Source organism: Ensifer sp. ENS03 (genome assembly GCF_014852035.1).
GTDB classification, from domain to species: Bacteria; Pseudomonadota; Alphaproteobacteria; order Rhizobiales; family Rhizobiaceae; genus Ensifer; species Ensifer adhaerens.
Genome location: NZ_JACVAV010000002.1, coordinates 562,435 through 581,623, shown reverse-complemented (window position 1 = coordinate 581,623; position 19,189 = coordinate 562,435). Strand labels below are relative to the sequence as shown.

Below are 19,189 nucleotides of genomic sequence, written 5' to 3'. Positions count from 1 at the left end.
GGATCAGAACATCGGCGGCATGCGCATGCCACGCTGGTTTCGGTTGTCGCGGGCGTTGCCGCTCCCTGTCGATCCGGTGCTGACGACCACCTTCTCGCCCTCCTGGAGGCCGCTTCTGATCTCGGCGCTGACGCGGTTGCGAATGCCGATTTCGACGTCGCGGGTTTCGAGCGCGCCGGAAGCCGTAACCACGGTCACCTGCGCCTTGCGGGGCCCGCTTCCGGTTCCGTTTCTCTGGCCGTCGCGTCGGCCGTTGCTCTCACCCGTTGCATCTCCCGTACCCTTGGCCGGATGGCTCAAGGCGCCGCTCGGCACGATCAATACGTCCTTGGCGGCGGCTTGCACGAAGAACACCTGGGCGCTCATCGACATCATCAGTTCGCCTTCGGGATTGGGCACGTCGAACAGTGCGTAATAGAGCACGACGTTGTTGGCCGTGTCCGGCATCGGCTGGATCTGGCGAAGCTTGCCGGCAAAATGTTTGCCGGGCTGGCCGAGCAGGGTGAAATAGGCATCCATGCCGACCTTCAGCCGGGTGACGTCTGCTTCCGACACCTGCGCCTTGACGGTCATGGTCGAGAGGTCAGCGATGGTGACGATGGTCGGCGTCGTCTGGTTGGCGTTCAGCGTCTGGCCGGCCTTGGCCGGGTTGGCGACGATGGTGCCCGAGATCGGCGCGTAGATCTTGGTGTAGCCGAGATCGACCTTGTCGCCGGCAAGGGTCGCCTGTTGCTTGCGGATCTGCGCCTCGATGGCGTTGACGTCGGCCTCGGCGGCGGCGAGATCGGCAATCGCCTGGTCGAGCGTCGATTGCGCCACGCTCCTGGTTTCGACGAGATTGCGCTGGCGATCGATATTGGCCTGCTTGAGGACGAGCTGCGCCCTCTTGGAAATGAGCTGGGCCTGAAGGTTGGCGAGCTCCGCCTGGTCGATCTCGATGCGGTTCTCGATGGTGGCCGGATCGATCTCGGCGACGAGCTGGTCTTGCGTGACCGTGTCGCCGATCGCCACATGCAGCGCCTTCAACTGGCCGGAGACCTGGGCGCCGGCATCGACGGAATTGACCGCGTCGAGCGTACCGACAGCGGTGACGCTGTTTTCGATGTCGCCGCGCGCAACCACCTCGGTCACCATTGCGGTCGAGGCCGGGTTCTCTCCATAGCGCGTCCAGCCGTAATAGCCGGCGCCGGCGACGGCGAGGATGACGGGCAGCCACAGCCAGGCTCGCGAGCGGCGCCTGCGCTTCACCGTCTTCACCGCACCGGGAATGAAGGTGACGTTGGGCGCCGCATCGTCTCGGGGCGTGGTGTCGGCTCGCGCCGTCTTGGCTGTCTTGTTCATCGCTTGCGCCTAACCGGCATCGCCGATGCCAAAATGGATAGGTTCAAAAATAGAAGCGAATGGACCCGGCGAAAAGCATTGAGATCATTATATTTTCGTAATCTTCGCCATCTGCATGGCAAGAGAAAGGCGCCCGCAGCTGCGGACGCCCGTTTTCGAAGGGAACGACGGGTCTCTCAGCTGCGTGCCGCAATCAGCGCGGCGACATTGACGACCGCGCCGTGGTGGTCGGCAAGGCCGGCAAGTTCGGCCTCATGCAGGGCACGGGCGGAGATGGTGCCGCTTGCCGATGGCAGGTCGCGTGTGGTGCAGGCATCGGCTGCGATGGTGATGCCGTAGCCGAGATCCTTGGCGGCGCGGGCCGTCGACGACACGCAATTGTGGGTCATGAAGCCGGCGAAGATCACCGGCGTGCCGGCCGGGCCAATGATTTCGGCAAGGTTGGTGTCCGAAAAGCCGTTGGGCCGGATCTTCTCGACCACCGCTTCGCCGGCGATTGGCGTCAGCGCATCGACGATCGCGCCGCGGTGCGCCCCCCGGTCGAACATGCCGCCGGCGGCCCCCTTATGAGCGACGTGGATGATCTTCGCGCCGGCGGCGCGAGCGGCGACCAGCAACTGCCGCGCCTTTTCGATCGCCGCTTCCGGCTCGACCAGGCGCACGGGGCCGGCCAGATATTCGTTCTGGTAGTCGATCAGCACCAGCGTCGCTTCGCCAAGCGGCGGCGGGGCGAGCGTGACGCCGGCAAGTGTGAAAAGGGTTGCTGCGGGCGCGGAATCGGACATGGGAAGGCTCCTTGTTTGTGCGGACGGCGCAGGGGGGGCGGTGGAAGGCAGCCCTGGCCGGGCGGTGGTTTCGGGGCCGTAGCCCTGGCGTTGGTTCGTCGAAGCGGTCGGTCTATGGGCTTGATCTTAGCGGCTGCGTTGGCGCAGAGTGATCCGAATTTTTCGGAGGACTATCTGCATGAATGCAGGGGGATGGGCGGATCTCGAACTGCTCGATCATCTGGTGCGCGGTGCGACGCTCAGCCAGGCGGCGCGCTCGCTTGGTGTCGACCAGACCACGGTGTCGCGCCGGCTTGCGGCGCTGGAGCGGCGGGTGGGGGCGGCGCTCTTCGACCGCATCGACGGCCGGCTGACGCCGACGCCGGTGCTTTCCCCCGTCGTCGAGCGGCTTCGGACGATCTCGGAGGAGGCGTCGCTGTCGCTGGCGACGCTGCTGCGGCGCACGGCGGAACTGCAGGGCCAGGTACGGGTGACCAGCATCGGCTTCGTCTTGAGCGCCATCCTGGCGCCGGCGCTTGCCCGCCTCGAACAGCGCCATCCGGGCCTCACCCTCGATCTCGTTGCCGACAACCAGATGCTGAGCATCGAGCGGCGCGAGGCCGACATCGCCATCCGCATGGCGAGCACCGGCGAAGACAGCGTGCGGGTGAAGAGCCTCGGCACGCTGCGTTTCCGCCTGTTCCGGCCGAGGGGGCAGGGCGAAGGCCCATGCCCGGTCGTGCGCTACGGCCCGGCACTCGCCCATGTGCCGGAGATGCAGGCGCTTGACCGGCTGAGGCCGTATGCCCGCGTGGCGCTGACGGCCGACAAGCTGGAGATCCTGATGGAGGCGGCCCTTTCGCTCGGTGCCGAACTGATGCTGCCGGAGGTTTCGGCCTCACGCGATCCGCGTTTCGAGGCGGTGGACGAACCGGGGGCGGCCGCCGAGCGCCCGGTCTATCTGATGATGCACCCGGAACGGGCGCGCGTGCCGAGCGTGGCGGCGGTCGCGGCTTTCATCGAAGAGGCGGTTCGGGGGTGGAAGTAGGTGTTGGTTGAGGCGCGGTGTTCGCGTGTCCAGAGGCATTGCCCCGCTCATCGGGTTTAACCCGAGGAATAACGCTCTCCCCGCGGGCGGGGATATAGGTGACGTGCCATGCTGCCGGCACTGCGAACGAAGTCCGCGATTAGCGGGAAATCGGGCGGGCCTTGTCGGGCGAGTGGGTGCCGTCAGGCGGAAGAGGGGGCCTTCTGAGCCACACCAACGTAGTGACGGCGCAGCCGATCATAACATTGCCAGCGGTCACCGAACGGACTATTGAAGGGCTCCAATCTCGAGGTTTGCCATGAACATGGTTCCGAAAATTGCAGAACGACGACGCTGAAGCTCTCAACGCTTTTGCGCTCCTTTTCATGCAATTTCAGGAAATGATCCATGTCCGTCAAATCGGCAGCACTCGCAGCCCTTGCTCGCGCCTATGAACTGAACGGCCTTAACGCCGAACCCTCCATCGCCCGGTCGACACGGCCCGAGTTCGGCGATCTCCAATGCAACGACATGATGCGGTTGGCAAAATCCGCCGGCCGGAATCCGCGCGAACTTGCCGCTGAGGTTGCCGAGACGGCGCGCGGCGAAGAATTCGCGGAGGTGTCCGTCGCCGGGCCGGGTTTCATCAACGTCCGGCTGACGGATGCGGCGGTTGCCGCGGAGGCGACGGCGATGCTGGCCGATGGGTCGCTTGCCGCCGAGAAGGTGCAGCCGCTGCGCACCATCATCGATTTCGGCGGACCCAACGTCGCCAAGGCGTTGCATGTCGGGCACCTGCGTTCCTTCGTCATCGGCGAAAGCCTGCGGCGCATCCTGCTTGAGATCGGCCACGACGTGCTGTCCGATATCCATCTCGGCGACTGGGGCCTGCAGATGGGCAAGCTTCTGTTAGGTGCGGCCCTGGCCGCCGGATGGAAAGCCGGCGACCCCGCGCCCTTCATCGATCCCCGCGCATTCGATGCCATGACCGTCGATGAACTTGGCATTCTCTACAGGTCGGGCAATGCGGCCTGCCAGGACGAGACGTCGCTTGCGCGGGCGCGGATGCTGACCACGAGACTGCAGGACGGAGATCCACTCCTGACCGCGGCCTGGGGGCGCATGCGGGCCATTTCCCTGGTCGCGATCTCGGCTACAGCACAAGTGCTAGGGGCGCATTTCGACCTGTTCAAAGGGGAAAGCGATGCGCATGCAGAAGTCGTGCCCATGCTTGCCGACCTCGTTGCCCGCAAGCTCGCTCGGGAGAGCGACGGTGCTCTTGTCATCGATGTCGCCGGTGACGGACTTCCAGACAATGCACCACCTCTGCTTCTTCAGAAGAGCGACGGCGCTGCGCTTTACGGCACGACGGATCTCGCGACGCTGCGCCAGCGGGTGCGCGATCTCGGTGCAGAGCAGATCGTCTATTGCACCGACGACCGGCAGGCGCTGCATATTGCCAGCGTGTTTTCGGCGGCGCGGACGGCAGGTTATGCCGATGGCGTCGAACTGCGGCACGCGACCTTCGGCACCGTTCGTGGCAGCGACGGCAAGCCCTTCAAGACCCGCGACGGGTCGGCCGCCTCGCTCGGCGACATGATCGATCTGGCGCTTGCCAAGTCGTCGGAAAAGGTGACTGAAGGCGAGGCGGCCACGGCCGTCGGTCTCGGCGCCCTGAAGTTTACCGACCTCTCCACGCCGCGAAACACAGGTTATGTTTTTGACATCGACAGGATGACCTCCTTCGAGGGGCGGACGGGTCCGTATCTTCAATATGCCTACGCCCGGATCTCATCGATCCTGGACAAGGCCGAGGAGGCGGGCATGGTTCCAGCCGAGATGGTCTCGATCAGCCATCCGTCCGAGCGGGCCGTGCTGATGGAATGTCTCTGGTATCCGCATGCGCTTTCGCAGGCGGCGCAACAGCTCGAATCCTTCGAGATCGCCGACCGGGCCTACCAGGTGGCAGATGCGTTCAGCCGCTTCTACGCGGATTGCCCGGTGCTGAAGGCAGACGATCCGTTGGGTCGGCTTGCCACATGCAGGCTGGTCGCAAGGGTCATCGGGAAATGTCTGGAGCTTCTTGGAATGGAGCCGGTGCGGCGCATGTAACGTTCGGTTGGCCGACCTCGGTGATCAGGCCGCCGAAAACTCTTTCACCAAGGCGTCGAGCGCGCCGGGCGCCGCGCCATCGATACACCGGATGTCGACGGCTCCGGCAGCCTCCAGCATCTCTCTGTTTTCGCGGATCGAGCGCTCGATGAACTTGTCGATGATCGCGGCCTTCGTCCCGTCCACATCTGCGCGCCGAGATTCTTCCAGCATGCGCCGGCGCAGGAAAGCGTCATCCGCGTAGAGAAACAGGGGGAGGATGTCCTCTTGTTCGAATTGAGCCATATATTCCGGCCGGAGCGCGGCACCTTCAAGCACGAAGGGTTGAGCGTGTTCCAGGCGGCTTTCGATGATCTGGCGGATGCGCGGCCACATGTTTTCGTGGTGCACTTTCAGGAACCAATGGATGGTCTCGTCGGTCAGGCTTGCATAATACTCGGCGACCTGAGGACGGACCGACGGCCAGGGCCTGCCGGGATGGCGCCCCAGATCGTCCGTCGAGATCAGCTCCCGCCCGAGCGAACTTGCGAGAGCCCTGGCGAGTGTCGACTTCCCGACATGCGAGCTTCCTCCAATCAGGATACCGAGGGCCGGCTGCTGCATGCGTTGGACTCCATTCCATCGATCGCGTGGTCGACCGCGCCACGATCAAACACCTGCGTCTGACGAGGGCAGGTCGACCTCCATTCCGTCGGTTCGCACCCTATGGCGCTGCTTCTGCGCCGTCACCGTCGAAATTTCGCCCCTTTGCAAGAATCGTCTTGACGCTCTGGAGAGGCTTCACTAGAACACTGCGAACCGTACCGTACGGTACTGATCGAGGGCGAGGCAGCGTACAGATGACTGTGGCGATGAGGGAGGCGAATGCCGGGGAGGGGCTGACGGAACGTCAGGGCGCCGTTCTCGAGCAGGCATTGCGACTTCTCGTCGACGGCGGCGAAAAGGCGCTGACGACGGCCGGAATCGCGCGTGCTGCCAATTGCTCCAAGGAAAGCCTCTACAAGTGGTTCGGCGATCGTGACGGGCTGATTTCGGCGATGATCGGCTTCCAGGCGAGCAAGGTGCGCACGCAGGACGTTGCCGCCCGCGCGCTCGATGCCGAGAGCCTGCAGCGGCATCTGATCGTTTTTGCCAAGGATCTGCTTGAGGTTCTCGCCGGTGACGTGTCGCTGGCGCTCAACCGTCTGGCGATCGGCCAGGCGAGCCGCGACGGCTCCAAGCTCGGCCACATGCTGCAGGAACGCGGGCGTCGGCAGATCGGCCGCCGGGCCGCAGCGCTGCTCGAAGCCGGCCGCAAGGCAGGCCTCTTGACGTTCGACGATGCCGACGAGGCCTATGGCGCGCTTTATGGGCTGATCGTCTCCGACTGGCATCTGAAGATGCTGCTCGGCGAAGAGGCCGGCGAGATGAGACAAAGTTTTGGCCGCAAGGCGGAGCAGGCGGTATCCGCCTTCCTTTCGCTTTACGGCACGAAAAGGTAACGGCCCGCAGCGCCGCGCTTCGAAAGAAGCGTAAAGGTCGCTGCGGCAAAGAAAAGTCACAGCGTCGCGCTTCGAAAGAAGCGTAAAGGTCGCTGCGACACCAGGAATTGCTGCAGGGCCCGGAGCTCCCGGGTAATGCAGCGGAAGCAACTGACAAACAACGGGAAGGACCACAACAATGCGCGTCTATTACGATCGTGATGCCGATATCAACCTGATCAAGTCGAAGAAGGTCGCCATCGTCGGCTACGGCAGCCAGGGCCGCGCCCATGCGCTGAACCTCAAGGATTCCGGCGCCAAGGAAATCCGCATCGCTCTGAAGCCGGGTTCGGCAACGGCTGCCAAGGTCGAGGCCGACGGTCTCCAGGTTCTCTCGGTAGCAGAAGCCGCCAAGTGGGCCGACCTCATCATGATGGCGACCCCGGACGAACTCCAGGCCGAAATCTACAAGGCCGAAATCGCCGGCAACATCCGTGACGGCGCTGCGATCGCTTTCGCCCACGGCCTCAACGTTCACTTCGGCCTGATCGAGCCGAAGGCTTCGCTCGACGTCGTCATGATCGCGCCGAAGGGCCCGGGCCACACGGTTCGCGGCGAATACCAGAAGGGCGGCGGCGTTCCCTGCCTCGTTGCCGTTCACCAGGACGCTTCGGGCAACGCCCTTGACCTCGCTCTCTCCTACGCCTGCGGCGTCGGCGGCGGCCGTTCGGGCATCATCGAGACCAACTTCAAGGAAGAGTGCGAAACCGACCTCTTCGGCGAACAGGTCGTTCTGTGCGGTGGTCTCGTCGAGCTCATCCGCGCCGGCTTCGAAACGCTGGTCGAAGGCGGCTACGCCCCGGAAATGGCCTATTTCGAGTGCCTGCACGAAGTAAAGCTGATCGTCGACCTGATCTATGAAGGCGGCATCGCCAACATGAACTACTCGATCTCGAACACGGCCGAGTGGGGCGAATACGTCACGGGTCCGCGCATTATCACCGAAGAAACCAAGGCCGAAATGAAGCGCGTCCTCAAGGACATCCAGACCGGCAAGTTCACCTCCGAGTGGATGCAGGAATACAAGTCGGGTGCGGCTCGCTTCAAGGGCATCCGCCGCGTCAACGACAGCCACCAGATCGAAGAAGTCGGCGCCAAGCTTCGCGGCATGATGCCCTGGATCGGCAAGAACAAGCTGGTCGACAAGGCGAAGAACTAAGCCTTATCGAACGGTTGAATGAGAAAGCCGGGGCGCATGCTCCGGCTTTTTTCGTTTGGCATACATCTCCCGGATAGCTTCACGCTTTTCCTGGAATTGGGTCAGACTAATCCCAGAGAAGCCGAAAGACGCCCAGAAAGACCCTTCCGAACAGCTCAAGACAGATTTCGGGGAACAGGGCGGCAAAGGCCGCGCCAGCGGTGAAACCAACCAGACCGAAGCCGATTGCGCCGTCCAAGCCGTAACCCTGCCAGCCGTAAAGGGTGCCGAAAGTGGTCGCCGTGCCGACGATCGTCATCCACCAGAGAACCCGGAGGGTGGTCGTCGCATGGCGAATGAACGTATCAAGCATCTGCCTTCCCTGCCGCGAGCCGGAACACGCTGTGGTTTCGTACAGGACATAAGTTCGCGCAGAGGTGATTTCCAGATCAACCTGATATCAATGGCCGGGAGGCCGGGCGCTTGGTTCAAAACTCCTGCCAGGCCTGCAGCCTTTCGACCGTCGTCGTCGCACCGCCGCAGACGATCATCAGGATGCGCTCGAAGCGCGCCAGCCGGTCGGCGTGGGCGTAGGCGACGGCGAGGGCGGCGCCGCAGGCGGGCTCGACCAGCACGCGGTGGTCGTCGAGGAAGCGGATGCAGGCTTGCGCGGCGTCCGTGTCGCTGACGACGACGCTCTCGACCGGGCGCGTCTGGCTCAGCTCGAAGGCGCGCTCGCTGACCTTGCGGGCGGCGAGCGACGTTGCGATGCCGCTGACGGAGGGGAGTTCCGTCAGCGTGCCCGCGTCCATCGAGGCGGCCAGCGAAGCGGTGCCTTCGGTCTCGACGGCAAGGATCGGCACGTGGTCAAGCCCGTTGCGCGCGAGCCCCTCGGCAACGCCGGCAAACAGTCCGCCGCCGCCGACCGACAGCACCACGGCATCGAAGGCGAGGCCGGATCGCGCGACCTCGTCGATCATCGTCGCGTGACCGGTCCACAGCAGCGGGTCGTCGAAGGGATGGATGAAGGCGGTGTCGGCATCGAGGGAGGCGAGGGCGGCGGCATTCGCCTCATCCCAGGCGGCGCCGTGCACGATGACGTCGGCGCCCTGCTGGCGGATCAGGCCCTTCGCGCGCTCGGTCGTCGTTTCGGGAACGAAGACGGATACAGGGATCGAAAGCATGCGCCCGGCATAGGCGACCGCCATGCCGGCATTGCCGCCGGAGGAGGAGACGAAGCGCCGCTTGCCGGCGCGCGCGTGGTGCTCGCAGGCAGCGCCGACGCCGCGGATCTTGAACGAACCCGGTGGCTGCAGCGCGTCCATCTTCAGAAAGATTGAGCGGCCCGAGGCAAGCCCCAGCGGCAGGGATTCGATCAGCGGAGTTTCGAGGTGAAGTGGCATGAGATGTTCCGTTGCGGGCGCGATGCCGATGGGTGCCCCGGTGTGACGGAGCTCAGGGAGAATCGTGAGGCAATTTGCCCCCGATCGCCACGTCGGCGCAATATGGGGAAGCACTCCGTCGCGGATGGCTGCGTGTCATCTCACGGAACATCATGGATTTGCGGCGGACGTCACCACAAGAGGCCGCTTAGCGTCACGAACGCGACGAAGAGCAGGGACAGGACGAGTGACGCCTTGATTGCCGCCAGGGTATAGTCGTATCGGCGAAGTCTGTGTGTCAGCGTGTGGAACATGGGTTCGTCCAATCGTGAGTAAGCGGCGGCTCGTCGCCGTTCGTTCGAGCGAAATGCGGTGCCCGCAATTCGGCAGTGACGACAATGGCTACCCAGCCCGCGAAATTGGCCAGACGGCGGCTCGCCTTGGCGCGAACGCGCGCATGCGCTGCTGTCGATAAAGGAGGATATGGCGGCTCGAGAGCCCCTCACACCGCGATAAGCCAAGTCGGCCCGTGTCGATCGTCAAACCATGCGCCTCAAAAGTGTCCGGCACAAGGAAGATCCCCTTGGCGGCACCCTTTTGCGTTCCAGCACACAAGCCTCATCCCGATTTGGGGCCTTTGCGAGCAAACGAGGCAAGGTCCCGGGGCGGCATGGCCTCCGGCCAGGGGAGGCGTCGGGCGCCGGTGTAGCGGGTAACGGCGCTGCGCCTTTGCGGCGCGCCGCCATCGTTCTCCCACTGTTCGAGATTTGCGGTTTCAATCTGACGCGGAGTGCGCTGCCCGCTCCGGCCCTGAAGCTCGCAAAGCAGGGCATCGGCGGTGATAACGCCCGCCTGGAACCTGCCGATCAGAAAGACGGCGGCAAGACGGAGGCTTTCCTGGTCATCAAGGTCGACATGTTGGCGAAAGCCCGCGCGCCGCAGCACGCCGTCGAGCATGGCAAGGTCCGAGGGAATCAGTGGATGCTGCTCTGCGGATGACATAGGCCCCTCCTGTTGATGGGAACTGTCGTTTGCGTGGCGCATGCGTGCGAGCGCGCAAGGCGCTCTTCCAGGAATTCTACCCCCGGAGCGTCTTTCCGTCTCGGGTGGACCGTGCTGGGATGACCTCAGGGTGACGCCCGTTGCCGGCGGCCAGGAGGGTGTGTGTTTCTGTGTCAGTCAGGACCGGCGCGATTTCCGGGTCGGCTTGCTTGCGGACACCTCCGCGGCCGGTTCGGCGGCGGCGCGCTCAAGGCGTTGCGCCTTGAGCTTTTCGGTCTTCTTGTCGCGGGCGATCTTTTCAGCCGCAACGATGGCTCTCGCCGTATGATCGGTTGCGGCCGCCTTGTCGCTCGCGGAGGTCTTGGCCGGCTTGAATGCTGCGTTAGCGTTGGGCGTCATGACCTGTCTCCTGAAACGGGCGGGTGCTGCCGACCCAGAGGGGTCAGCGCGTGCGCGCCGCCTTCTTGGGGCTGGGCAGCAGGCCTTCGCGCTGCAGCTTCTTGCGCGCCAGCTTGCGCTGGCGTCGGACGGCTTCCGCCTTTTCCCGCACGCGCTTTTCCGACGGCTTTTCATAGCTGCTGCGGGCCTTGAACTCGCGGAAAAGCCCTTCGCGCTGCATCTTCTTCTTCAGAATGCGCAAAGCCTGGTCGATGTTGTTGTCTCTAACGAGTACCTGCAAAACATGTTCTCCTGTTGTCGATTGCAGCGCGGGCGAGGCGCATGCGCCTATCTGCCGCGCTTGGCGCTCAGTTTCTTGAGCCAGGGGCCGGTAGCTTCCGCCTGAGCGGGGTCCGGTGTGGCGGTCTCGGCGTGTTCGATGTCGGTCGCAAGGACCGAGCGTTCAAATGTCTCACCGTCGACCCGTACGCGAAAGCGGGGCTCGCCGCGATCTTCCGTGGGCAAAAGGCCGACGATGACGCCGAAGGGGCTGACCAAGGCCGACTGTGTGGCGGATGCCCTCAGTTTGACCCTGTCGCCGATCTCGCAGGCCGTGCGGCTCATGACGAGCTCCATATCGGAAGTGAAGGGGCCAAAGATGCAAAAAGGCCGGGTTGTTCCCCGACCTCTTCCCGTCATTCAAGCCTTTCCTGCCAGTACATCCGTGGTCAGAGAAGGGCGAATGACAAATTATTCGGCGCGCAGATTGTCGGCCGAGCTCTTGCCCGACTTGCGGTCGGCGACGACGTCGAAGGTCACCTTCTGACCGTCGGCGAGCGAGCGCAGACCAGCGCGTTCTACTGCGGAGATATGGACAAACACGTCGGTGCTGCCGTCATCCGGTTGAATAAAGCCGAAGCCCTTGGTGCTGTTGAACCACTTTACAGTGCCCGAAGCCATGACGATTTCCTTTCAATCGTGGAGTTTGCCAGAAAATATTTCTCTGGCGGTGATCGATATTTGAGAGGAGATCTGGCCGCGCATAAGCGCTGTGTCAAAGGTCACAAGCAATATTCGATGAGTTGATATATAGACGATACTTTTTGAAACTCAATGAAAATATTAAATTATCTATTTTCCCGTCCTTGTATAAGCCTTGTCAAAGGCCTGAAAATGCGGGTTTTCGTGCCGCTATTTTTCTTTCTATTGAACGCTCGGTCCCTGCCGATGGAGACTGAATATGGCGCATGGGTCAGCCGACAGCGCGACCGCTTTGGAGGCGGTGCATTTGCGTGATTGCTGTCGGGAGAAGTCTGGCTTGGCCTTCCGCATCGCGCCCGACAGCGCCGGGCGTCTTGTCAGACGGGCGAAGGTCGCTGCAGAACTTTGAAATCCTGCATGCTTTTGTCCTTTAATCGGCTACGGGGTAAAGGAAACACGCCAGACAGCCGTGGCAGGGGAGGTCAGGCGGCGGTACGCGTATCTGTCGCGCACCGCCCCCGCTTTTCAGGTGAAGGTCTGCGGCGAGACCTGCAGTGCGGCGGCGATGCGCTGCAGCTTGGCGGGATCGGTATCGGCGCCGAGCTCGATCTTGGATATTTCAATTTCCGTCAGGCCTGTCGTGACCGACAGATCGTCAACCGAATAACCGGCGGTTTCACGCGAACGCTTGATGGCGGCTCCGATTTTGACGCGGGACAGAGATGCGCCTGGAGCCTTGGTTAGGTCTTTCTTAAAGGACATGAAGTGTCTCCTTCGTTGGTCCACCGGCAAAGAACGCTGCCGGTTGAAGGGGGCCCAAAACTGAAATGCGACTCAAGGCAGATGAGTGCGAACCTAGGGCGTCGCTAATATAAGCGAGAAGTCCGCAGGCGCAAGTTTGCGCCCGAATCTTTGTAAAAAGACTATTTATATCAATATGTTACCCTGTGATTATCGGGTGCTGGGCGGCCCTTTTCCGGGCGATCCGGGGTACCGCGGCTGCTCGCCAATCGCCGTCCCAAGGACTGCGAAAACGGCGCCGAAACTCACGCCAGGCGCGCCGCGATCAGGAACGGTCCGCGCCGCGACAGCGCTGCGGAAAAGAGCGCGGCGAAGGCCTCGCAGGAAGTGGCAACGGCAGCTTCGACGCCAAGGCCGCGGGCAAGCGACACCCAGTCGAGCGCGGGGTTGTCGAGGTTCAGCATCTGCCGCGCATTGATGCCGATCTCCCCGACGCCGACATTGCGCATCTCGGCATGCAGGATGGCATAGGTGCGGTTGGAGAAGATGACGGTGACGATGTCGAGGTTTTCGCGCGCCTGGGTCCACAAGCCTTGAATGTTGTACATGGCGCTGCCGTCGGCCTGCAGGCAGATCACTTTCCGATCGGGGCAGGCGATGGCCGCGCCGGTCGCAAGCGGGATACCGTCGCCGATCGCGCCGCCGGTCTGCATGATGAGGTCGTGCGGCGCGGAGAAGGCGGACAGGGCGAAGAAGCGCCGCGCCGAGGTGACCCCTTCGTCGCAGACGATTGCGTCCTCCGGCACCTTGTGCGCGACGATGACGGCGATCGCGTCTTCGGTGAGCGGGCCCGAGGGCTCGCCGGTGTCGGTGGGGGTGCCTGCCGTCGGCAGCGGCCCGGTCGGGCTGACGCCGAGTTCGTCACCAAGCGCCTCCAGCGTCGCCTTCAGGTCTTCGCCATGGCGGGCAAGGGTTGCGACCGTGCAGCCCTCCGGCACCAGCCGGCCCGGCATGCCGGGATAGGCGAAGAAGGCGACTGGCTCCGGCGCGCCGACAAGGATGAGAACGCGGACGTCCTTGAGCGTGGCGAGCGCCATGTCGATCGGGTAGGGGATGCGCGCCGGCGCGACCCGTCCGCGGCCGCGCTGGGTGTGGGCGACCAGAACCTCGTTGAAAAGCTGGATGCCGCACGCAGCCGCGATCCGCCCGGCAACGGCAAGGCCATCGGCCTGCGCCGCAGCGCCGCTGACGACCATGGCGACCCCTTGAGGATTCGAACGTATCAGGCGGGCCACTTCGCGCACCGTCTCGGCGCTGGCCGGCCGCGGCGCTTCGATGGGCGCCTTTTGTGGCGCGGTGGCAAGGTCAAGCGTTCCCCAGGCGGCGTCGGCGGGCAGGATCATGGTGGCGACACCCGGCGGCGTCAGCGCGGCCTGAACGGCGGCGGCAACGGTGGGGCCGACATCAGCCGGATCCTTCACGCGCCGGACCCAGTTCGACATCGGCGCGGCCAAGCTCTCGATGTCGGTCGTCAGCGGTGCGTCGAGCGGGAGGTGATGGGAGGCGTGGTCGCCAACGATGTTGACGACAGCCGCCCGGGCGCGGCGGGCGTTGTGCAGGTTGGCAAGGCCGTTGGAAAGGCCAGGGCCGGTGTGCAGAAGGGTCGCTGCCGGGCGCCCGGCCATGCGCGCATAGCCATCGGCGGCGCCGGTCACGAGGCCTTCGCTGAGGCCGAGGATGCAGCGCAGCTCCGGCTTGCGGTCGAGTGCCGCGACGAAGTGCATTTCCGAGGTGCCGGGATTGGCGAAGCAGACGTCGACGCCGTTTGCAAGCAGCGTATCGACAAGCACATCCGCGCCGGTGGTGCGAATTCCCTGGCCGCCTTCTCCCATGCGCGTATCCCTCGATGGCCCTCAAGGGCATGATAGCGGCAACTTGCGCCGGTGCAACCGGCGAGCCGCTCGGCGCAGCACCAGTCGGCCAGCGCCAATCGGCTGGCGCTGCGCCGGCTCAACGGACGGGCATCAGGTCCGCTGCCAGGCGAGGTGGGCGCCAAGCCCGATCAGCACTGTGCCGCCGGCGCGCTGCATCAGGCGCTGCGCCCTGCCGGAGCGGCGCATCCGTGAGACGACGGCGCCGGCGAGGAACACGCACACAATATCGGCCGAGGAGAACATCAGATTGGCGAGGGCACCGAGCAGCAGGAACTGCACCCAGATCGGGAAGGCGGCAGACGCATCGGTGAACTGCGGCAGGAAGGCGACGAAGAAGATCGCGGTCTTCGGGTTCAGTACTTCGACAGTGATGCTCTCGAAGAAGGCGCGGCGCGCCGATTTCGCCTCGGTCAGGGGCAGGCTGCCGTCGCCCGTCGCCTTGGTACGCATCAGCGTGAAGCCGAGCCAGACGAGATAGGCGGCCCCGGCAAGCTTCACTGCCAGATACAGCGTCGGCACCGCATGAAACAGGATCGAAAGGCCGGCAGCTGCGGCAATGACGTGCACGTAACAGCCGAGATGAATGCCGAGCGAGGCCATCATTCCGGCAGAGCGGCCGCGCGCCACGGTTTGCGCGGCGGCGTAGAGCATGGCCGGGCCCGGGATATAGGCGAAGATCGCCGTGGTGACGAAGAAGGTAAGGAGAATGTCGAGCGATGGCATGCGGTTATACCTCGTCTGCTGCTGCGTGGCCTCTTGCGGGAGTCGTTGTAAGGGCTTGCGCGGGAAAGTTGAAGGAAAATCACAAGTGCTCGGGCCGGCGGGTCAGCCGCCGGCGGTCCGTTCGTCCGTGGTCAGACCGGTATTTCCTCAGCGACAAGGCGATCCTCGCGGCGGGCGCTGGCGGCAAGTCCTGCCGCGACGCCGGTGCGGTCCTCGGCACTGCGGTTCTGGCTCATCTTGCGCTTGCCGTCGAGACGCTCGATCGGCAGCCTGAGGCCGATGATGCCGCGAAGCTGCGCCTTGACGAAGGCGGCGGGCGCGTCGCTGACCTGCCAGGGCTCGGCTCGTCCGGCCTCATGCCGGTTGGTCAGCCGCGTGACGATGTCGAGCAGCCGGTCCTCGTCGGTGAAGAATTCGGCCGCGCCATAGGCGTGCACGGCGACATAGTTCCAGGTCGGCACGACCTTGCCGTGTTCGCGCTTGGAGGCATACCAGGAGGGCGTGACATAGGCGTCCGGCCCCATGAAGGTCGCCATAGCCGCGCCGATGACCGGTGTCGTTCCTTGCGGGTTGGCGCGGGCGACGTGGCCGTAGAGCGTGCCGTTCGGCCCCTCGTTGCGATCAAGCAGCAGCGGCAGCGGGGTCGCAAGCAGACCATCGGCCGTGGCGGTGACGAGGGTCGAAAGCGAAGCCGCCTCGATGATGTCGTGCAACACGCTCAGCGTTTCTTCCTTGAAGGCAGGCGGTGTGTACATGATCTCGCTCCTTGTGCTCGTCCCGTCATAGAGGCAAACTGGACGGCCAAGAATATCCAGTTTCCGTATAAATACGTGGGCCAGTTTGTGACGATGAAAGAAGAGGCGACGGTCGGGACCGCCCGGCGGATCTATGAGGCGCTGAAGGCACAGGTCCTTGACGGCACCTATGGCGCCGAGGCGCTGCTGCCGTCGACGCGGGCGCTCGCCGCCGAGCTTGGCGTTTCGCGCACGACGGTGACGGCCGCCTATGAGCAGCTTCTGTCCGAGGGGTATCTGGAAAGCCGGCAGGGCGCGCGCTCGCGGGTCGCGTTGCTTGCGGCCCGGCAGGGTCCCGGCTCGGTGGCCGCGCCCGGGCGTCCAGCGAGCCAGAAGCATCGGGACAAGGGTGCGGCGGCGGTTCGCCTGTCACGCCTGGGGGCTGCCCTTTGCGACGGGCCGATCTGGATGCCGCCGGTTTCTGCTCGGCTGATTGCCGACTTTCGTTACGGCGACCTGTCGGCCGCGGATTTTCCGGAGGAGGCGTGGCGGCAGTCGGTCAACGCGGCGCTCCGCCGGCGAAGGCTGCGGCTTGCCTATGATCACCCCGCCGGCTCGTCTGCCCTGCGCATGGCCCTGCAGGCCTATCTCTGGCGCGCGCGAGGGCTCAGTTGCGATCCGGATCAGATCGTCGTCGTCAACGGCTCGCAGCAGGGGCTGGACCTTGCGGCGCGCGTGCTCGTCGATGCTGGCGACCGGGTGGCGATGGAGGATCCGGGCTATGTGATGGCGCGCCGGGTCTTTGCTGCCGCCGGCGCCGCGGTGGTTCCCGTCGCCGTCGACGCGGAAGGGCTGAGGACCGACATCCTCGAACAATTGGAGGATGCCAGGCTCGCCTATGTCACGCCCTCGCATCAGTTCCCGCTCGGCAGCGTGCTTTCGGCCCGGCGGCGGCAGGCGCTTCTGGCCTGGTCCAGGCGAACCGGGGCCTATGTGCTCGAAGATGATTACGACGGCGAATATCGATACGACATCCGGCCGATCCCGCCGCTCCAGACCATGGGGCAGGCGGAAAACGTGCTTTATCTCGGCACGATTTCCAAGAGCCTCTCGCCGATGCTCCGGCTCGGCTATCTCGTCGTGCCGCCGCCGCTTGTCCCGGCCTTTGCCGCCGCCAAACAACTGATCGACCGCCATTCGCCAAGCCTCGAGCAGGAAGCACTGGCGGCGATGATTGCAAGCGGCGCCTATGAGCGCCACATCCGCCGCAGCCGGCGCAACAATGGCCGCCGGCGGGAGGCCCTGTTGACGGCGCTCAAGGCGGAGCTCGGCGACGCGGTGACCATATCCGGCGCCGATGCCGGCCTGCACGTGGTCGTCTGGTTCGAGCAGTTGGAAAAGGCGCAGGAAGACGCGCTGATCGCGCGAGCGCGGGCGGCTGGCGTCGGCCTCTATCCGGTTTCGCCGCTCTATGCGGCAGGTGATGCCGGCCATCGGCCGGACCGGGCCGGCATCGTCATGGGCTATGCGAGCCTCGAGGCGGCCGAGATCGGCAAGGGCGTGGCAGCACTTGCGCAGGTGTTGCGGTCCTGGGGCGACGAGAAGGCGGAGGCGAAGCCGTCTTAGGTCGGGAGCGGGCGGAGCGGAGCCCGTGCGCGGCTGGGCATCCCGGCGGCACGTTACGGTTAGCCGCTTGCGCCCGGCCAACGTCCCTTCATAGTGGCGGCCATTCCGCGTTTGCCCAGGCGACCTCCATGAGATCTCTTCGCATCCATCCCCACCTGCACGACGTTTTCGGTGAAGAGCAACCACTCGCCTATCTCGCCGCCATACTCCTGTTCGGAGCCGGCGTTGCCGTCGTCTTCGCGCTGTCTGCGGGGTCGATGCTTGCCGATCTTGCCTGGTGGCGGGCGGCGCTGGCGCTTGTTCTCGTGCTCGACATCGCCGCGGGCTGCGTCGCCAATTTCACGCCGTCGACCAATGATTTCTACGCAGCCCGGCCGCGCAACCGCTGGATCTTCATCGCCATCCATTTCCACATCGTCCTCGTCGCGCTGCTTCTTGGCAGCGGGATCGCGGCCGCGGTTGTCGTCTGGGCCTATACGATCGCAGCGGCCGCGCTCGTCAACCGGCTGGCGGGGCGGGAGGCGCAGACCTTCGTCGGCGGGCTGCTCACTGCGATTGGCCTTGCCGGCCTGCCGCTTCTGCCCGGTCTGACGCCGGCGATGATGGCGGTGTCAGGCCTCTTCATGCTCAAAGTGCTCTTCAGCTTCGCTGTCGACCATTACCGCACGGTCCCGCACCAAGATGGGCAGGCGTCCAAAAATGGGGGACACGGCTGACGTCCTTGCCTTGCATGGCGGTCTTTACTAGCCTCCGGAAAGCAGGCTCAGGGGAGAGACTCGATGGCAGTTTCAGCGGCGGACGAGGCATTGCGCATTCCGACATTCGACGACGTGCAGATGGCCCGAAACCGGATCGCCGGGATCGCGCACCGAACGCCGGTCCTGACCTCGCGCACGGCCGATGCCGCCACCGGCGCCCGGCTGTTCTTCAAGGCGGAAAACTTCCAGCGCGGCGGCGCCTTCAAGTTCCGCGGCGCCTATAACGCCATCGCCGCGCTCAGGGAAAAGGGATCGAGGCAGGGCGTCGTCGCCTTTTCCTCCGGCAATCATGCCCAGGCGATCGCCTATGCCGCGCGCCTGCAGGGCGTCGCAGCGACGATCGTCATGCCCGCCGATGCGCCCGACATGAAGGTGGCGGCAACGCGCGGCTATGGCGCCGACGTCGTGTTCTACGACCGCTACAAGGAAGACCGCTCGGCCATCAGCGCCCGGTTGGCGGCCGAGCGCGGCGCCGTGCTGATCCCTCCCTTCGACCATGCGGACGTGATCGCGGGCCAGGGGACGGCAATTCTCGAACTGATCGAGGAGGTGGGTGAGCTCGACCTGATCGTCACGCCGCTCGGCGGCGGCGGGCTGCTTGGCGGCACCGCGCTCGCCGCCAGGGAGCGCTCGCCCGGCGCGACCATCGTCGGCGTCGAGCCCGAGGCCGGCAATGACGGCCAGCAGTCGCTGCGCCAGGGCCGGATCGTCGAAATCGCCATCCCGAAGTCGATCGCCGACGGCGCGCTCACCCCCAGCATCGGCGCCCACAATTTTCCGATCATCCAGCGCGCGGTCGCCGACATCGTCACGGTGAGCGACGCACAGCTGGTCGAAACCATGCGTTTCTTCGGCGAGCGCATGAAGATCGTGGTCGAGCCGACCGGCTGCCTTGCGGCGGCCGCCGTGCTCGAGGGGGTGCTTGCCTGCGCCGGCAAGCGCGTCGGCATCGTCCTGAGCGGCGGCAATGTCGATCTGGCGACCTACGGCGCGCTGCTGCAGGCGACGTGAGCTTTACCCGGACCGCC

Annotated in this window: 21 protein-coding genes; 7 read left to right on the top strand and 14 right to left on the bottom strand. The window is 64.7% G+C overall.

What is annotated here, in order from left to right:
• Positions 1–3: 3 nt before the first annotated feature.
• Positions 4–1,341 (bottom strand): efflux RND transporter periplasmic adaptor subunit, encoded by a 1,338-nt coding sequence (locus IB263_RS09555; RefSeq protein WP_192438411.1) that lies wholly within the window; start codon positions 1,339–1,341, stop codon positions 4–6.
• 176 nt (positions 1,342–1,517) lie between these two features.
• Positions 1,518–2,126 (bottom strand): cysteine hydrolase family protein, encoded by a 609-nt coding sequence (locus tag IB263_RS09550; RefSeq protein WP_060516024.1) that lies wholly within the window; start codon positions 2,124–2,126, stop codon positions 1,518–1,520.
• Positions 2,127–2,304: 178 nt separating this feature from the next.
• On the opposite strand from IB263_RS09550, the gene IB263_RS09545 reads away from it, so the two are divergent.
• Entirely contained in the window at positions 2,305–3,153 is an 849-nt protein-coding gene (locus IB263_RS09545; RefSeq protein WP_192438410.1) for a LysR family transcriptional regulator, read from the top strand.
• A gap of 387 nt (positions 3,154–3,540) precedes the next feature.
• Positions 3,541–5,244 carry an arginine--tRNA ligase gene (gene argS / locus IB263_RS09540; protein ID WP_192438409.1) on the top strand — a complete coding sequence of 568 codons (1,704 nt, stop codon included), beginning with the start codon at positions 3,541–3,543 and terminating at the stop codon, positions 5,242–5,244.
• 24 nt (positions 5,245–5,268) lie between these two features.
• Here the strand turns inward: argS and IB263_RS09535 are convergent, their stop codons facing one another.
• Positions 5,269–5,847, bottom strand: coding sequence for an AAA family ATPase (locus tag IB263_RS09535; protein ID WP_192438408.1), 579 nt, complete (start codon positions 5,845–5,847; stop codon positions 5,269–5,271).
• A 236-nt stretch (positions 5,848–6,083) separates the two neighbouring features.
• Between IB263_RS09535 and IB263_RS09530 the strand changes: the two genes are divergently transcribed.
• Both IB263_RS09530 and ilvC read left to right on the top strand, forming a co-directional pair.
• The gene (locus IB263_RS09530; protein WP_112974880.1) at positions 6,084–6,725 is read left to right on the top strand and encodes a TetR/AcrR family transcriptional regulator C-terminal domain-containing protein; all 642 of its coding nucleotides are present in this window, start codon (positions 6,084–6,086) and stop codon (positions 6,723–6,725) included.
• A gap of 178 nt (positions 6,726–6,903) precedes the next feature.
• Positions 6,904–7,923: a ketol-acid reductoisomerase gene (gene ilvC / locus IB263_RS09525; protein WP_034792899.1), complete on the top strand. Its 1,020-nt coding sequence runs from the start codon at positions 6,904–6,906 to the stop codon at positions 7,921–7,923.
• Positions 7,924–8,029: 106 nt separating this feature from the next.
• Here the strand turns inward: ilvC and IB263_RS09520 are convergent, their stop codons facing one another.
• The 11 genes from IB263_RS09520 to IB263_RS09470 all read right to left on the bottom strand — a co-directional run bounded on the left by IB263_RS09520 (position 8,030) and on the right by IB263_RS09470 (position 15,798).
• On the bottom strand, positions 8,030–8,275 hold the full coding sequence (locus IB263_RS09520; RefSeq protein ID WP_034792901.1) for a hypothetical protein: 246 nt from the start codon (positions 8,273–8,275) through the stop codon (positions 8,030–8,032).
• Between the two features lie 115 nt (positions 8,276–8,390).
• A complete protein-coding gene (locus IB263_RS09515) occupies positions 8,391–9,305 on the bottom strand; it encodes a pyridoxal-phosphate dependent enzyme (RefSeq protein WP_060516029.1) in 915 nt (304 codons plus the stop codon).
• A gap of 597 nt (positions 9,306–9,902) precedes the next feature.
• Positions 9,903–10,286: a hypothetical protein gene (locus IB263_RS09510; protein ID WP_192438407.1), complete on the bottom strand. Its 384-nt coding sequence runs from the start codon at positions 10,284–10,286 to the stop codon at positions 9,903–9,905.
• Between the two features lie 177 nt (positions 10,287–10,463).
• Positions 10,464–10,685: a hypothetical protein gene (locus tag IB263_RS09505; protein WP_060516031.1), complete on the bottom strand. Its 222-nt coding sequence runs from the start codon at positions 10,683–10,685 to the stop codon at positions 10,464–10,466.
• A 43-nt stretch (positions 10,686–10,728) separates the two neighbouring features.
• The gene (rpsU, locus tag IB263_RS09500; protein WP_034792958.1) at positions 10,729–10,965 is read right to left on the bottom strand and encodes a 30S ribosomal protein S21; all 237 of its coding nucleotides are present in this window, start codon (positions 10,963–10,965) and stop codon (positions 10,729–10,731) included.
• A gap of 47 nt (positions 10,966–11,012) precedes the next feature.
• On the bottom strand, positions 11,013–11,288 hold the full coding sequence (locus IB263_RS09495) for a hypothetical protein (protein ID WP_034792960.1): 276 nt from the start codon (positions 11,286–11,288) through the stop codon (positions 11,013–11,015).
• Positions 11,289–11,414: 126 nt separating this feature from the next.
• Positions 11,415–11,624 carry a cold-shock protein gene (locus IB263_RS09490; RefSeq protein WP_034792962.1) on the bottom strand — a complete coding sequence of 70 codons (210 nt, stop codon included), beginning with the start codon at positions 11,622–11,624 and terminating at the stop codon, positions 11,415–11,417.
• Between the two features lie 546 nt (positions 11,625–12,170).
• A complete protein-coding gene (locus tag IB263_RS09485; protein ID WP_034792964.1) occupies positions 12,171–12,407 on the bottom strand; it encodes a helix-turn-helix domain-containing protein in 237 nt (78 codons plus the stop codon).
• 284 nt (positions 12,408–12,691) lie between these two features.
• Positions 12,692–14,278 carry an acetolactate synthase large subunit gene (locus IB263_RS09480; RefSeq protein WP_192438406.1) on the bottom strand — a complete coding sequence of 529 codons (1,587 nt, stop codon included), beginning with the start codon at positions 14,276–14,278 and terminating at the stop codon, positions 12,692–12,694.
• Positions 14,279–14,410: 132 nt separating this feature from the next.
• A complete protein-coding gene (locus tag IB263_RS09475; protein WP_060516033.1) occupies positions 14,411–15,043 on the bottom strand; it encodes a LysE family translocator in 633 nt (210 codons plus the stop codon).
• Positions 15,044–15,174: 131 nt separating this feature from the next.
• Complete coding sequence (locus IB263_RS09470; protein ID WP_089043521.1) at positions 15,175–15,798, bottom strand: FMN-binding negative transcriptional regulator; 624 nt, start codon at positions 15,796–15,798, stop codon at positions 15,175–15,177.
• 93 nt (positions 15,799–15,891) lie between these two features.
• Here IB263_RS09470 and IB263_RS09465 point away from each other — a divergent pair, with 93 nt between their 5' ends.
• The 3 genes from IB263_RS09465 to IB263_RS09455 all read left to right on the top strand — a co-directional run bounded on the left by IB263_RS09465 (position 15,892) and on the right by IB263_RS09455 (position 19,172).
• On the top strand, positions 15,892–17,403 hold the full coding sequence (locus tag IB263_RS09465) for a PLP-dependent aminotransferase family protein (protein WP_089043635.1): 1,512 nt from the start codon (positions 15,892–15,894) through the stop codon (positions 17,401–17,403).
• Positions 17,404–17,531: 128 nt separating this feature from the next.
• A complete protein-coding gene (locus IB263_RS09460; RefSeq protein WP_127889171.1) occupies positions 17,532–18,119 on the top strand; it encodes a hypothetical protein in 588 nt (195 codons plus the stop codon).
• Between the two features lie 63 nt (positions 18,120–18,182).
• Positions 18,183–19,172, top strand: a complete 990-nt coding sequence (locus IB263_RS09455; protein WP_034792973.1) for a threo-3-hydroxy-L-aspartate ammonia-lyase — start codon at positions 18,183–18,185, stop codon at positions 19,170–19,172.
• Positions 19,173–19,189: the final 17 nt, after the last annotated feature.